This is a genomic window from Variovorax sp. J22G73, from assembly GCF_030317035.1.
In the GTDB taxonomy this organism is placed as follows: domain Bacteria; phylum Pseudomonadota; class Gammaproteobacteria; order Burkholderiales; family Burkholderiaceae_C; genus Variovorax.
The window spans coordinates 233,953-246,542 of the sequence record NZ_JASZYK010000007.1; the positions used below are offsets into that span (position 1 = coordinate 233,953).

At 61.3% G+C, this 12,590-nt stretch carries 16 protein-coding genes and 1 tRNA gene; 1 reads left to right on the top strand and 16 read right to left on the bottom strand.

The window, feature by feature from the left end; all coding sequences use genetic code 11:
* Nucleotides 1–4: 4 nt before the first annotated feature.
* From QTI51_RS24645 to QTI51_RS24685, 8 genes are all read right to left on the bottom strand, one after another.
* Nucleotides 5–529 carry a hypothetical protein gene (locus QTI51_RS24645; RefSeq protein ID WP_286547656.1) on the bottom strand — a complete coding sequence of 175 codons (525 nt, stop codon included), beginning with the start codon at nucleotides 527–529 and terminating at the stop codon, nucleotides 5–7.
* A gap of 393 nt (nucleotides 530–922) precedes the next feature.
* Entirely contained in the window at nucleotides 923–1,495 is a 573-nt protein-coding gene (locus tag QTI51_RS24655; RefSeq protein ID WP_286516328.1) for a hypothetical protein, read from the bottom strand.
* A 147-nt stretch (nucleotides 1,496–1,642) separates the two neighbouring features.
* Nucleotides 1,643–2,713, bottom strand: coding sequence for an AAA family ATPase (locus QTI51_RS24660; protein WP_286516327.1), 1,071 nt, complete (start codon nucleotides 2,711–2,713; stop codon nucleotides 1,643–1,645).
* Complete coding sequence (locus QTI51_RS24665; protein ID WP_286516326.1) at nucleotides 2,710–3,174, bottom strand: CHC2 zinc finger domain-containing protein; 465 nt, start codon at nucleotides 3,172–3,174, stop codon at nucleotides 2,710–2,712. The genes QTI51_RS24660 and QTI51_RS24665 overlap by 4 nt, the downstream gene beginning before the upstream one ends.
* A gap of 25 nt (nucleotides 3,175–3,199) precedes the next feature.
* On the bottom strand, nucleotides 3,200–3,421 hold the full coding sequence (locus tag QTI51_RS24670; protein WP_286516325.1) for a helix-turn-helix transcriptional regulator: 222 nt from the start codon (nucleotides 3,419–3,421) through the stop codon (nucleotides 3,200–3,202).
* A gap of 116 nt (nucleotides 3,422–3,537) precedes the next feature.
* Complete coding sequence (locus QTI51_RS24675) at nucleotides 3,538–4,428, bottom strand: hypothetical protein (protein WP_286516324.1); 891 nt, start codon at nucleotides 4,426–4,428, stop codon at nucleotides 3,538–3,540.
* Between the two features lie 114 nt (nucleotides 4,429–4,542).
* Nucleotides 4,543–4,893: a hypothetical protein gene (locus QTI51_RS24680; RefSeq protein ID WP_286516322.1), complete on the bottom strand. Its 351-nt coding sequence runs from the start codon at nucleotides 4,891–4,893 to the stop codon at nucleotides 4,543–4,545.
* A 56-nt stretch (nucleotides 4,894–4,949) separates the two neighbouring features.
* Nucleotides 4,950–5,672: a hypothetical protein gene (locus QTI51_RS24685; protein ID WP_286516320.1), complete on the bottom strand. Its 723-nt coding sequence runs from the start codon at nucleotides 5,670–5,672 to the stop codon at nucleotides 4,950–4,952.
* Nucleotides 5,673–6,849: 1,177 nt separating this feature from the next.
* Here QTI51_RS24685 and QTI51_RS24690 point away from each other — a divergent pair.
* Nucleotides 6,850–7,191: a hypothetical protein gene (locus QTI51_RS24690; protein WP_286516319.1), complete on the top strand. Its 342-nt coding sequence runs from the start codon at nucleotides 6,850–6,852 to the stop codon at nucleotides 7,189–7,191.
* Nucleotides 7,192–7,199: 8 nt separating this feature from the next.
* Here the strand turns inward: QTI51_RS24690 and QTI51_RS24695 are convergent, their stop codons facing one another.
* The 8 genes from QTI51_RS24695 to serS form a co-directional block, all read right to left on the bottom strand.
* Nucleotides 7,200–7,517 (bottom strand): site-specific integrase, encoded by a 318-nt coding sequence (locus QTI51_RS24695; RefSeq protein ID WP_286516318.1) that lies wholly within the window; start codon nucleotides 7,515–7,517, stop codon nucleotides 7,200–7,202.
* Nucleotides 7,518–7,568: 51 nt separating this feature from the next.
* The gene (locus QTI51_RS24700) at nucleotides 7,569–7,805 is read right to left on the bottom strand and encodes a helix-turn-helix transcriptional regulator (protein ID WP_286516317.1); all 237 of its coding nucleotides are present in this window, start codon (nucleotides 7,803–7,805) and stop codon (nucleotides 7,569–7,571) included.
* 61 nt (nucleotides 7,806–7,866) lie between these two features.
* Nucleotides 7,867–8,580 carry a hypothetical protein gene (locus QTI51_RS24705; RefSeq protein WP_286516316.1) on the bottom strand — a complete coding sequence of 238 codons (714 nt, stop codon included), beginning with the start codon at nucleotides 8,578–8,580 and terminating at the stop codon, nucleotides 7,867–7,869.
* A 21-nt stretch (nucleotides 8,581–8,601) separates the two neighbouring features.
* Nucleotides 8,602–8,895, bottom strand: coding sequence for a hypothetical protein (locus QTI51_RS24710; protein WP_286516315.1), 294 nt, complete (start codon nucleotides 8,893–8,895; stop codon nucleotides 8,602–8,604).
* A 181-nt stretch (nucleotides 8,896–9,076) separates the two neighbouring features.
* Nucleotides 9,077–9,685 (bottom strand): hypothetical protein, encoded by a 609-nt coding sequence (locus QTI51_RS24715; protein ID WP_286516314.1) that lies wholly within the window; start codon nucleotides 9,683–9,685, stop codon nucleotides 9,077–9,079.
* A gap of 2 nt (nucleotides 9,686–9,687) precedes the next feature.
* Entirely contained in the window at nucleotides 9,688–10,905 is a 1,218-nt protein-coding gene (locus tag QTI51_RS24720) for a tyrosine-type recombinase/integrase (RefSeq protein ID WP_286516313.1), read from the bottom strand.
* Nucleotides 10,906–11,080: 175 nt separating this feature from the next.
* Nucleotides 11,081–11,170: transfer RNA gene (locus QTI51_RS24725), tRNA-Ser, on the bottom strand.
* Between the two features lie 56 nt (nucleotides 11,171–11,226).
* Nucleotides 11,227–12,558, bottom strand: coding sequence for a serine--tRNA ligase (serS, locus tag QTI51_RS24730; protein WP_116910931.1), 1,332 nt, complete (start codon nucleotides 12,556–12,558; stop codon nucleotides 11,227–11,229).
* Nucleotides 12,559–12,590 lie beyond the last annotated feature (32 nt).

Consider the following 12,590-nt stretch of genomic DNA (forward strand, 5'->3'; position numbering starts at 1 on the left):
GTGTTCATGCGGGTTGCGGGACGATTGGGGCCCTTTTTGTCCGCTTCGATGATCGAACCGGAGAAACGGCCACGTGTTCGATAGTCGAGTCGGAGAATGGCCTCTCCGCTTCGATAGTCGAAGCGCTCCGGTTCGATAGTCGAACCTTCGATGTGATTTCTGGCGCGCCAGGTCGGAGCGCGGCACGGGCTTCCGTCATCGACGCGAAGCGCTGCCACTCGTTCGTCGCAGCGCCGGCCAGCACGCCCGCTTTCTTGATCTCGAACGTCGGCTCGTCGGTGAAGCGATACAGGCTGCAAAGCTTGCCGCCATTGGCAATGCCGCCCTGCCGCGTCTTCTCGATGAAGCCCAAGAGCTCCAGTCGCCGCAACGCTGACGCGAGCGTCGAGCTGCTCGATATGCCGGCATGCTTGAGTTCGGCCAGCGTGGCGTTGATGTCGCCGTTGTTGGTGCGTCCGAGCTTGCGACGGAGAGACAGGTACACGCGCACATCCGCATGCGTCAGGACGCGCCAGGCCGGACTGTCCAAGATCGCCCAGTACAGCCGAACATGGCCCCCGCGAGGATCGGCTGGAGCTTTGCTTCGTGCCATCTACAGCACTCACTGCCCAACTCCAAGCACTCGCTTCAACTCGCTGACTGGCCAAGCCAACCGTCCGTTTACTCGTAAGGGACGGATCGGGCCAGACCCCTTGCCCATTGCCCAGTTCCGAAGGGTCTGAGGGCGACGGTCCAAGAAATGCGCTGCCCACTCGGTAGGCACCGTCGGACGCGTGACCGACTCGAGTGGCGGGAACTGTTGAGAAGATTGTCTTGACATAGTTGCTTATCCTTACGCCTCACGGCAAGTTGATAAGCACTCATCTTCGCTTCGCAAGTCAGGGAGAAATACCCCTGCCCCCCTTTTCTCCGTCCAAACCTCTCACCGATCTCCTCGTCCAGTTCGGTAAGCCTGTGCATCCCTGAGAAGCGCAACGACCTTCTTGTCGGCATGCCGATAGTGCGTCTCTAACGCGCTCGCGGTAGGTCGCTTCTCGGCCCACCTTCCGCCCAAAAGCACGGCCTCGATCGCCTGTTTCAGCGTCTTTACAGCTTTTCGAGCGGCTTCAACCTCGATGCTCAGCTCGGCTTTTTCGATGTCGCTCCAGAGTTCGGATCGGCCGCCCTTTGCTACAACCTTGAACCCGGGAACATGTTCTCTTGCAAGGGCCAGTACCAAGGCAAACCAATCACCATTCGCAACGCCGTGAGCCTCCGCCAGCAACGGGAGCTTCTCGAGCATCAGCCCGACCTGCCGTGCGCTTTCGATGTGGCGAGCATCATCCGCGAGCAGTCCCGGAATGTGGTTAGCCACGATGGGCTGGCCAAGTAGGCCCAGGTATCTGGTCGACTTGCCAAGCTTGCCCGCAGCGGCTTTCTCTCGAGGGGATTTCATGGGCTCGCTGTTTTGATAGAAGTTTTTCGATGCTGTTGCTGGCTGGCGTTGACTAGGCATGTGGTCTTCTACCGATCGCGAAGATGCGTCGACAACCTCAGCCGTTCACGTGTTCACGCCCTATATAGGGCGGCGTGAACAAACGTGAATATTCACGGGATTCACGGGAATGCAGACGTGAATGGACGTGAATGGCGTGAATCGCGGTCATTTGATGAGGTGGACGATACCTGCAGAGACCTCGATCAAGGCCAAATCTTTGAGCCGTTCGACGGCGTTGTAGACTGATGTTTTGCCGTATTGGCCCTCCAACGTTGACGCGATCTCCCGCGTCCGCATGTCGGCGCCATGACCGCGCAGCACGCCCAGAATCGCTTGCTGAACACCCCCCAGCCGCGGGAGCTTCTTAACGGGTGCCGGCGCGTCGATGGGGGTCACTACGCAGGACGTGCGAGGCTGGCCCCACTTGCCGGTGCCCATCTTGATCGTGTGAAGACGGAAGCCGATCCGCTCACCTTTGCCGGCCATGTCGCGCTGCTTCGTAACCTCGGCAGCACGGTTGCCGGTCGTTTCGTTGGCCGTGATTTCGACCTCAGTATCAGTAGCTGCACGCAGGCCGCTCCAACCACGCATCCCGCGCGCAGCGTCCTTGCCGGAATGGTGGATCAGCATGAAGTGCACCGCAGCCTCTTGCCGGATCCTGTCGACGTGACGCACAACCACCCCCATGTCTTCGCCGCTATTCTCATTCGCACCGGCGCTCAGTCGGGCCAAGGTGTCGCCGACCACGAGCTCGCACTTTGCCCCATGTAACGTTTCCATCTCGCGAATCAACGCGACGACGGCGGTGGTGTCGGCCTCGCTCTCGTAAAGGTTGATGGGCGACTTCACCACCACGAAGTTCTGCAACTTCATTCTGTGGTGCGCATGGTAGGCCTTCAATCGCTCGCACACCGACCTAGGCGATTCGGTGGCAAGGTAGACCACCATGCCCGCGTCAACATTGCGCCCCATCCATTGCTGTCCCTGACAGACAGCTGCGGCTATGTCGATTGCCAGGAACGTCTTGCCGCTGTTGCTGTCGCCGTAGAGCACTGACATGGCCTGGCGCCCGATGAACCCTTCGATAAGCTCATCTTCAAACTCGGCCTCGTCCGAGAGATCTTGAGCTAACTGGACCTCAAGCCGGCGCACCATCTGGGCTGCCGCGTCCACCTTCCGGTCGGCCGAACGCCGCAACGCCTCGAGGTTCTTGGGCTGCTCGAGGACCGCGCTCACTCTTCGACCTCCGACGCGATCAACGTGATGCGCCGAGCAGCGCGCATGAGGCTGTCACGGTCCTCAGCCGAGAGCGCCACTCCGCGCGCCAAGTTGCCCGCGGCGACGGCTGCGAGCGTCGCGTCCTGTCGCAGCAGATAGAGGGCGTCGCGGGGCGGGAACGTCGTAGGTCGCCGCCGCTGCAAGTGCTTGCCGTCTTCCTCCCAGGCTCCTAGGGCTTTGGCAGCTTCCACGAAGCTCACCCCGTGCGTGGCCATGTGATAAGCCAACACGTCGCCGCCACGGGCACCGCATCCAGCCATGCACACCCATGCGCCAGTCTCAGTATTGATGCGCATGCTGTCGCTGCCGCCGTGAAAATCGCAGCGCGCAGTGCGCCACCTTCCCCGTCCGATAAGCGTCACGCCCTCGCTCTCGAAATACGCTGATGGGTCAGCAAGTCTGTCTTTAACGAAACTCATGGCGCTTCGAGTTGTTCGTCCTTGCTCACTTGAGCGCCTCCAGCCAGTCGAAAACCTCACCGGCGCGCCAGCGCGCACAACGAGAAGAAAGTACGATTTGCCGGGGGAAAGTGCCGGCCGCGATGCGCGCATATAACGCCGATCGCTTTAGCCCGGTGAGTTCTTCGACGGCTGAGGCACGCAGCAGCGTGGCGGGATGAATGCCTCTGTCAGTAGGGGCTGTGGCCTGCGTCCGCTTGTTTTCCATATTGCCTTTTCCTTGTCCGGCGTTGTCCGCCGATGTTCAGATGGCCCTATGGTCGAGAACCGCAGGCGATATAAGGGGCAATTGCCCTAGAAATTGGGCAGGTGCCGAAAGAGTCGCTACTTCAAGCGGCTGGCAACAGCATCCGGAATCGCCTTCAGCTTGTTTTCAATGGTCGTTTCGCCCAGCCCTATACCCATCCTCGCAGCTGCAGCCTGGAGCACTCCTGCCGTCTTCGCGGTTTTCGCCGGGTCCAGGTTTGCCTGTTGGCAAAGCACGGCGACGAGTGTCAAGAGGGTGTTTCGCTCCTTGGTAGACAGCTCACGTTGAGGGTGAGCGGGACGGCCCCCGTCGATTTGGGTTCGAAGCTCGGCGATAGCAAGACTTTGAGATTCGGCGACCCTTTTCCAGAAGACCTCTGGTTGCTCGCCAGGTTGTTTTGCCCCCTCGAGCGTCGCGAGGCTACCGGCTGTCCCGTGGCGAAACTCCGCCCTGGCTCGCGCAGTCGCTTGTGCCTCTGTCTGCATGGCGGAGGCGGCGTCCTCCAGTTCCTGCCCAAAGTAATCTCCTCGCGGAGACCCATGCGTCTCCAGGCAATCGATCAGATCGCTTAGCGAAACATACGTGCGATCAGGTATTAGCGAGGAATCTAATGGGCTCCGAGCCTTGATCTCCGCTTTCAAAAGTCCGGATATGACGCACCGCGTCAGCAGATCTAAGATTCGCTTTTGCGTAGGGGCAACACCGCGGCGAAACTCGGCCTCGTCAGATTCGTAGCTACCCCAGTGTTCAGGCAGAACTCCAGGTACTCGACCGGACAATCCCGCGTCGATGGCCCCCAGCAGAGCAGCATCGGGAAGGTTGTAATAGTCTCGGCCCAGGCCGGGAAGGAACAGGTAGTCCTCCCAAAGGAAATCGAAACTGTCGCCGAAATCTAGCGGCCTGACAGCATCTTCCTCGGCAACCAAAGATCTTTCAGCCTCATCTTTAAACTCGCCTTCGTCATTCATCAAGCGTCCCTCACGCCCCTGAAAAAAGATGCCAGCCCAGCCCGTCAGGGAAACGGGTTTTCGGGGATCAGCCTAGGGCTGGCAGTGAAACTGTGCCGCGCGAGGAGGCCGCGACTATTTGCCGAGCGCTGATGTATCGAGGTTCGACTTCGCCAGGGCTACCAGCGTCACTAGAGCGTGGAGCAAAATATGATCGAGGTTTATTTCGCCAAGAACGCCAAGCACTCCCGCGAGTTCATCGCTCGCCTCATCGCTGGCATCCCGCGAGCGGCTGGCGAATGCCGCCTCCACTTTGTCCACGCCGCACTCGACCAGTCGCAAGACTCCCCAAAAAGCGTCAACGCCTTCACAGGTCGCCATAGCTTCAGCGACATCGCGGGCCTGTGAAATGACGCAGAGCGCCGCGTCCAGCTTTGCGACAGACAACGCGACGGGCTCGCGGGCCGCAGCGGTCGCGCTTGCCAATCCGTCGGCCCGGGTCTGCGCTACGCGTCTGGCGCGGCCTGGCGCAACACCCCCGCTCATAGCTTCACCGCCACCAGGCGGCTGACAGTGCGCGACTCGTAGCGGATAGGCGTCACACCCCGCACCGCGTGTTCCAGCGCCTCAACCTGCAGCAGAACGCGCTGCAGGTCGTTTTCGGAGAGACGCCAATCGTGAAACAGTTCCTGGCCTTGCTGGCACGAGTCCAACGCGCGCCGAAGGCCACCAGCGTACCCTTGCAACTGATCGCGAAGAACATCAGCGGTGCTCTCGCGCTTGCGTTGTGCCAGGCGAGCAGCGGCAGCCTCGTACTCCAGTTTATTGTTCGCTTCGGTTCTAGCCTTTTCGGCTTCACGCAGAGCGAGCGAGCGGCGATCCTGTTCCTCGACCGGGAGTCCCTTGACGACACGAAAACGTGTCTTGCCCTCCGCACTAATCGTCATGAAGTAAGCGTCCCGCTGGGCTCCATTGAACGCAGTCCGTCCGCATGGCTGCCCTCGGTAGTAGGTGCAGGACGTCTTCTTATTGCCGGGTTGGCCCGGCAGCTGATCCATGCGACAAATCCCCGCGGCCACCAACGCCTCGGCAGTGCCGGTGTACGCGTTGGCCCAGTGCCATTCCTCACGTTCGAGCGGTCGGCGATCACGCCACGCTCTGCGCGTCCGCGTAGACGCGGCTGCATCTTGCTGCGAGGGCTGCTTCGAGGCGACCAACGCAAGATGTGGTCGATCGCCGGATCGGCGGATAATTGCTGTAGCCATGATGTGCATCTCCTTCTAAGTTGTGCACGTTTTGGTCAGACGGCTGGGGTGTCACTACCACCCTGGCCGTCGCCTTTTGTGCCCCGCATAAACCGCCGCGGGGCATAGCGGTTATTCCCTTGGCTCCTTTGCCTTGTCGATGCGTTCTCGCATCCATGACGCACCGCCGAGTCGCTGAAGCTTTTCCTTTTGCGCGGGCTTCATCTTCACCATCACGGGCACCATCGCTTCACCCTCAGGAAGTGGCGGCCGACCGCGGGCAAGAGACTCCACCTCTGTTGGAATTATTTTTTTCTGCATAGCATTTATCGTAAACCCATAAATACCCGTCTGCAACCCTGGTAGTTGCCCTACCACTGCCATGACCTGCGCGCGGTCACAAGTCTTTCCATTCGCAACTGCGCTCTTGTTGCGAGCCCATAGCCTCAACGCGCGTGCGGGTGCGCGCGCGCCCAAGTGCCGGGAAGCATTGCAATTGCCCATCCGGTTTTCCGCCGTGGCGAGCCCTGGTGCCACCCCAGAAACTAGCGGCATGGCGAAACATGTACACCATCCTGGCGTCCCTCCGCTAACGCCAGCCAGAGCCACTTGCCTCAGTCGAGGGAGAACGAAGTGAAAGAGCCCAGATGCGCTCACCGTTGGACCGACGAAGAAGACGCCTACGTTCTGAGCCACTGCGGCACGATGACGGATGTGGCGATCGCGGCGGCTCTCGGTCGCTCCAAAAGAGCCGTTCTTCAACGACGCGTCAAGAACCTGCAAATGCCCAAAGTGAGGTCGGTCGACAGGTGGACCGCAGAGGACAACGCCATGCTAAGGGCGCTCTATAGCGAGATCGACCCATTATTCTTGGCCGCACTGCTCTCCTGCTCCATGCCCAGGATGCGGAAACACATTGCTCATCTGGGCCTACGGTCCTCTCGTTTCTGGTCACATGAAGAAGACGAGGTGCTGCGGAAGCACTTCCCGTCTACCCCGATAACTGCATTCGCCGAATTGCTTCCAGGTCGCGGACTCAAGGGTATCTATCGGCGGGCGAACGTGTTGTCCCTCTCCCGCGATCCGTCCTACATGCTGAATGGCTCGAACCGCTCGAGGCTTTCGAAGTTCCCTGCCTACCCGCCCGAATTGCGATCACTCATCGCCCTCCATCACCAAGCTCAAAGGAAATTGCAAGATGTCGAAGCGAAACATCGAAAGCCTGCGCGGCCACCTGTTCAAGGTGCTCGAAACCCTGGATGACAACACGAAGCCGCTCGACATAGCGAGGCAGCGGGCGGTGTGCGAAACGGCCCAAACGTTGATCAACTCCTTGAAGGTTGAGGTCGAATTGCACGCCATGCTCCGCGGAGCCATCGACGTTCCTTTTATCGAAAGCCAAAGCAGCGAGCGACCGAACAACGCGGATGGCACAAACAGAGTCACGTCGGCGAAAGATCGGACGGCAGCAGTCTTGAACACGGGCCCGAGCCCCAATCACGTTTGGCGGACCTCGACGGTGAATAGGTTGCGCCCCTAGCGGCACCATCAGCCCGTCTTGAACTGCGCGATTTCAACGCTCGCGGCTAGCTTGTCGAGATAGTCGGCCCACCGTTGAATCATCAGCACGCGCTCTCCGACGTACTCAGCCCGGTCGTACACCTCGCCATTCTGGCCTTCGACGTATGCGCCAGGGAGTCTCGATATGGCGGCCGGGTCAACCTTCAACCGCTCACGAACCATCGTGCGCGCGGTCGCGAGGAACCCGCGCACGGTCTGCACCGTCGGGTCGTAGCGCAGCGTTTGCAGCGTGGCGCGCAACGTATCGTCGCCAACGGGCCGTTCGGCTGAGACCTTCCACGCCAACGCACGGGCTTGCGAGAGGTTTTGAGAATCAGACCGCAGACGGTTCGCAGTCTAAGTAGGCCGACGCCCGGGCTCGAGCGCGTCCAGCCAGGCGGCCACGTCCCTTACACGCCATCGACTACAACGCGGTCCGAGCCTGACCGGCTCCGGAAATGTTCCGACGGCGATCTTTGCGTAGAGGGTGCTACGACTAAGGCCGGTGAGCGCCGTCACATACGAGCACCGAAGAAGCGCTGCTGGATGGCCTGCTAGCGCGTCTGCCTCGTCAAGTTTTGGATGAATGGTCAACTTGCAAGCTCCTTAGACTTTCCTGGAGTCTGACAACGCCTCACCTCTTGATCAACCGCGATTAAGTGCCGGCTTTTTTGCGGGCAAGCTCCCCTACCAGCCCCGAGTCGAGGACATGCTTCCGATAGACAAGCCCGGCGCGCTCGAGCACCCTGGCAAAAGCCGCCTCGAGCGTGGCCCGCGGCTGCTCGGCATGCTCGACGATGACACTGATGGCACGCTCGCGCGCTTCCTCCATCATTTCCTGGTCTGCCTTCCAACCTCGGACGGTCCCTTCGCTTCTCAAACCGCACGCTAGGCGAACATCCTTCATGGGACTGGATGTCTTCACCACTCCCATTTCTGCGCCGTGCAGATACACGAGAGCGTTCAGCTTGACGCGCCGCTGAAGGAAGTTCTCCTTGGGTCGATGAGCTTCAGTGCGCTGCGGACGGCTGAGCAACATCCCAAACGTCCCGCCGGAGAAGTGCTGCTGCAGCTCCCGATGCAGTTCCCGGGCAAGCTCTTGATCAATGCAGACGGGCTCGCATGCTCCGCCTGCCTCCTTCAAGAAGTCCAGCAATGCCAAGCGGAGATTGCTGACCCCGCTCCCCCTCGCCTCCGCTGGCGTAGCCTTCGGCATGGCATGGAGTTCGTTGGAGGTCGATAGATAGCGGTAGGCGGCGAGGTCAGCACGACGCTGCGCTGCGCCTTCTTCCGGCCCGAATCTGAACAGGCCTCGATCGTTTTCATCGGTGGGCGACGCGGCATGTTCGGCTGAATCTTCTCCTTGCACGTTTAGCGCTCCCTTCGACGATCAACCAGGAATCGGCTCATTCGCAATCTCGTTCTCCAAACGGCAGCGAGTGTGGGCTCTGCGCAGCGCCTCTGGAGCCTTCGCCAACCCGCTGACCGTAGGTTCGCTGACACCCCAGCGATTCATCACCACCGGAATGTCATAGCGCTCGTGCCACCGCTGCCCGACTGCGCGCTCTACGCAGAACTGCGCGCGCAGGTATCGCGAGGCCATGATGCGATCTTTGCTATCGGCGCGGGCGCCGGAGGCCAGGAAGATGAGAAGCACAACGGGCTGAAAAAAACGAATCGTCATTCGAACAGCATAGAGCGGCACAATGCATCGCTCCTGGTTAGCCCGGCAAGCCGGTGGAACAGAGGCGGGCATGCCACTTAGCTGGGGAGTTGGCCGAGGCCGCGGGGCAGCGGCTCTGGCTACGCGACAAGGCGAGCAGATGGGCGACTTGCTGGGCAGAGAGCATCGGCCGCGCGCGCAATCAGTCCGTCATCCTGAGCATCGCATCGAGTCGACGTCTCATGATTTCGTTGACTGCGGCCTGTGCTGGGAAAAGGTTGAGCTCCTGTGCCTCGACAGTCTTCGCATCCGCAGGCTTGCTCAATCCCATCGCCATGCCCAGCGCCCCCTGCACTTTGTTCGCAAGTCGATAGAAGCACTCCATCTCCTCAGAAGTGAAGTAGATGCTGGCGTTCCGAAAGGCGCCCATAAGCTCCTTGACTGAGATATTCATAGCTTGGATGTCCGCGGAGCGTTTCTCACCGGTATGAATAGAGAGCAGTCCCAACACGTTCGAAGCTTGAAGCTCAACAGCCAAATGCAAACGGTTCAGCGCAGCGAACTTCTTTTCGACCATCAGCACGGCCATGGCTTTGCTGACCTCCTGGGACGCCTTCGTCTTTTCCGTTTCGGCAATCAAGGAAACCTTGTAGGACTCGAGGTCGCGCTGGTGCGACGCCTTGATGCGCTCGATGTCTTTGTTCAGCCAATGCCCGAGTTGAGCCTTGAACATGAATGCCGCGGCTCCAAGCAGAACTGCGCTCACCGCGCCACTTGCCAAGCTGGTCATCACGAAGTCGAGAAAGCTCATCATCAAGCTGCCTTGAATGCCAGGACTTTGGCGCCGCGGCGCAATTGGTCCAGATGGTCGGCCCACCCCTGCATCATCAGGCGCCGCTGGGGTAAGTACGTCGCGAAGTTGTAGGCTGCACTTACCTCGTCGCGCTCTTGGTGTGCGAGCTGCAGCTCGATGATGTCGTGCCGGTGCCCGCGCTCATGCAGGATCGTCGACGCGATGCCGCGGAAACCGTGACCGGTCATGCGGCCAGCGTAGCCCATTCGCTTGAGCGCGCCCAGGATGGTGCCGTTGGACATCGGTTTCTCGTGGTCGCGCTCGCCAGGGAAAAGCAAGCCGCTCAAACCGCGGAGTTCGTGAATGGAGCCCAGGACCTCCACGGCCTGGGCCGACAGCGGCACGATGTGCGGCGTCTTCATCTTCATCCGCTCCGCCGGGATGCGCCACTCGGCGGCCTCTAGGTCGAACTCCTCCCAGCGCGCACCAATGAGTTCGCCGGTACGCACGAACGTGAGCGCCATCAACTTCATTGCCAGCCTGGTCACGGGAGTCCCCTGATACGCCTCGATCTTGCGCAGCAGCTCTGGCAGCTCCTTGGGCTCAATGCGCGCGAAGTGCCCCTTGCTGCGCGGCTTGAGGGCGTCGGAGGGCTTCACGTCGCTCGCCGGGTTGCGCTCGATGATCCCGTGCGCAATGCCGTACCTGAAGATCTGGCTGCAGGTCTGCCATGCGCGCTTCGCGATGTCGACGGCACCGCGGGCCTCGATCTTCTTGGCGACCGCGAGCAGTTGCGGCGCCGTGATGGTCACGATTGGCCGGCGTCCCAGGTCGGGAAAGACGTCTGCCTCAAGCCTGGTGAGCACATAGCCGGCGTGCCGTTCGGACTTGCCGGCCTTCCAGTGTTCGTGCCAGGCCCGGGCGACCGCCTCGAAGGTGTTGCCGACGCTGACCCGAGCGCTGAGCTTGGCGTCGGCCTTGGTCTGGGCTGGATCGGAGCCGCCCTTCAAGATCAACCGCGCGTCGTCGCGAGCGCGCCGCGCCTGCGCCAGAGTCACTTCGGGATAGATACCGATCGCCAGCCGCTTCTCTTTGCCGTTGAACCGGTACTTCCAGCGCCAGAGCTTGCTGCCCGTGACAGTCGCTTCGAGGTAGAGGCCGCCGCTATCGGCAAAGCGTTGGTACGCGCGGCCGTCAGCGCATTTCGCGTTCTTACAGGCGGTGTCGGTGAGAGGCATCTGGGGGCATTTTTCGGGAGTACCCGCGTGAACCGCGGTCTATGCCCCCAACTGTGCCCCCGTTTCATGCCGGCTGTCAAAAGACGTTGCCGGACAACCGCGCACAAAAAAGCCCCGTCTAGCGGGGCTTAACTGCTGATTCCAGGCCATCGGCGGCTAACTGCGGAATCATTTTTGGAGGAGAGGGAGGGATTCGAACCCTCGGTACTATCGCTAGTACGCCTGATTTCGAGTCAGGTACATTCGACCACTCTGCCACCTCTCCGGTGTCTGTCGAGCCTTCGATTATACGGGTAATTTCTGTCGTTTCGACAAAAAGAATCAAGCCCGCAAAGTTTCAGCGCCGCCGATGTACGGACGCAACGCCGCCGGCACGTTGATCGAGCCGTCTTCGTTCTGGTGGTTCTCCAGCACCGCCACCAGCGCGCGGCCCACGGCCAGGCCGGAACCGTTCAAGGTGTGCACCAGCTCGTTCTTGCCGTTGGCGTTCTTGAAGCGCGCCTGCAGGCGGCGCGCCTGGAAGGCCTCGCAGTTCGACACCGAGCTGATCTCGCGGTATGTGTCCTGCGCGGGCAACCACACTTCCAGGTCGTAGGTCTTGGCGGCGCCGAAGCCCATGTCGCCGGTGCACAGCAGCACCACGCGGTACGGCAGCTCCAGCGCCTGCAGCACTGCTTCAGCGTGGCCGGTCATCTGCTCGAGCGCGTCGTAGCTCTTCTCGGGGTGCACCACCTGCACCATCTCGACCTTGTCGAACTGGTGCTGGCGGATCATGCCGCGCGTGTCGCGCCCGGCGCTGCCGGCTTCGGAGCGGAAGCACGGCGTGTGGGCCGTGAGCTTGATGGGCAGTTGCGACTCGGCCACCACCTCGTCGCGCACGAAGTTGGTCAGCGGCACTTCGCTGGTCGGAATGAGGTACAGCGCCGAATGGTCGGGCGCGGGCTCGCCGTCCTGGCCGCCCTTCTTCGCGGCGAACAGGTCGCCCTCGAACTTGGGCAGCTGGCCCGTGCCGCTGAGCGTGGCGGCATTGACGATGTAGGGCACGTAGCACTCGGTGTAGCCGTGCTTCTCGGTCTGCGTGTCGATCATGAACTGCGCGAGCGCGCGGTGCAGACGTGCGATCGGGCCCTTCATGACGGTGAAGCGCGAGCCGGCGAGCTTGGCGCCCATCTCGAAGTCCAGGCCCAGCGGCGCGCCCAGGTCGACGTGGTCCTTCGGCGTGAACGCCAGCGGCACGGCGTTGGCGCCTGCGCCGCCTTGCGGGGCCCAGCGGCGCATCTCGACGTTGCCGGTCTCGTCCTCGCCCAGCGGCACGCTCGCGTGCGGCAGGTTGGGCACGGCGAGCAGCAGCGCATGCAGCTCGGGCTGAATTTCTTCCAGCCGCTTCAGTTGCGATTCCTGCTCCGCTTTGAGCGCGTTGACCTCGGTCATCAGCGCGTCGACCGACTCGCCCTTGGCCTTGAGCGGGCCGATCTGCTTGTTCAGCGTGTTGCGGCGCGCCTGGATTTCCTCGGTGCGGGTTTGCAGCGTCTTGCGCTCGGCCTCGAGCGCGGTGAACGCCGACACGTCGAGGTAGGGCTGGTTCTTCTTGCGTTTTTCGAGGCCGGCCACAGCGGAGGCCAGGTCTTTGCGGAGCAGGGTGATGTCGAGCATCGGTCGATTTTAGAGGTCGGGTCTTGAGGAAT

Excerpts from the sequence above, each read along its gene's own strand:
- QTI51_RS24655 (WP_286516328.1), bottom strand. The coding sequence starts at position 1,495 with ATGCCTAGTCAACGCCAGCCAGCAACAGCATCGAAAAACTTCTATCAA.
- QTI51_RS24665 (WP_286516326.1), bottom strand. The coding sequence starts at position 3,174 with ATGAGTTTCGTTAAAGACAGACTTGCTGACCCATCAGCGTATTTCGAG.
- QTI51_RS24670 (WP_286516325.1), bottom strand. The coding sequence starts at position 3,421 with ATGGAAAACAAGCGGACGCAGGCCACAGCCCCTACTGACAGAGGCATT.
- QTI51_RS24675 (WP_286516324.1), bottom strand. The coding sequence starts at position 4,428 with ATGAATGACGAAGGCGAGTTTAAAGATGAGGCTGAAAGATCTTTGGTT.
- QTI51_RS24685 (WP_286516320.1), bottom strand. The coding sequence starts at position 5,672 with ATGGCTACAGCAATTATCCGCCGATCCGGCGATCGACCACATCTTGCG.
- QTI51_RS24690 (WP_286516319.1), top strand. The coding sequence starts at position 6,850 with ATGTCGAAGCGAAACATCGAAAGCCTGCGCGGCCACCTGTTCAAGGTG.
- QTI51_RS24710 (WP_286516315.1), bottom strand. The coding sequence starts at position 8,895 with ATGACGATTCGTTTTTTTCAGCCCGTTGTGCTTCTCATCTTCCTGGCC.
- QTI51_RS24715 (WP_286516314.1), bottom strand. The coding sequence starts at position 9,685 with ATGAGCTTTCTCGACTTCGTGATGACCAGCTTGGCAAGTGGCGCGGTG.
- QTI51_RS24720 (WP_286516313.1), bottom strand. The coding sequence starts at position 10,905 with ATGCCTCTCACCGACACCGCCTGTAAGAACGCGAAATGCGCTGACGGC.
- serS (WP_116910931.1), bottom strand. The coding sequence starts at position 12,558 with ATGCTCGACATCACCCTGCTCCGCAAAGACCTGGCCTCCGCTGTGGCC.